Source organism: Methylobacterium sp. W2 (assembly GCF_020662345.1).
Lineage (GTDB): Bacteria > Pseudomonadota > Alphaproteobacteria > Rhizobiales > Beijerinckiaceae > Methylobacterium.
Genome location: NZ_VMOA01000116.1, coordinates 1 through 413, shown reverse-complemented (window position 1 = coordinate 413; position 413 = coordinate 1). Strand labels below are relative to the sequence as shown.

General features: G+C 62.7%; 1 protein-coding gene. It reads right to left on the bottom strand.

Translation table 11 applies throughout. The features are described 5' to 3' along the window. The coding region (locus FPV16_RS25970) for a molybdopterin-dependent oxidoreductase (protein ID WP_227441381.1) at nucleotides 1-413 on the bottom strand (413 nt) is incomplete at both ends.

Here is a 413-nt window from a genome sequence, read left to right as displayed (position 1 = left end):
CCGCGTTGCCGCCGCCGCGCACCCGTTGCATGCCGTAGTTCAACCGGATCGCCGCCTTTTTCGTGCTGCCATAGAGACGCGCGAGATCGACGATCACCTGTTCTTCGATCCCGCAAATCTCGGCGACACGCGATGGCGGATAGTCGAGTACGCGCGCCTCGAGTTGTTCGAAACCGAGCGTGTGATCGGCGATGTAAGCGCGGTCGAGCAAATTTTCAGCGATCAGGACGTGCATCATGCCGAGCGCGAGCGCGCCGTCGGTACCGGGCTTCAGCGCAATGTGCTGATGGCACTTTTCGGCCGTCAACGAGCGATACGGATCGATCGCGATCAGGCGCGCGCCGTTACGCTTGGCTTCCTGCGCGCGTGTCCAGAAGTGCAGGTTCGAGGCGATCGGGTTCGCGCCCCAGATC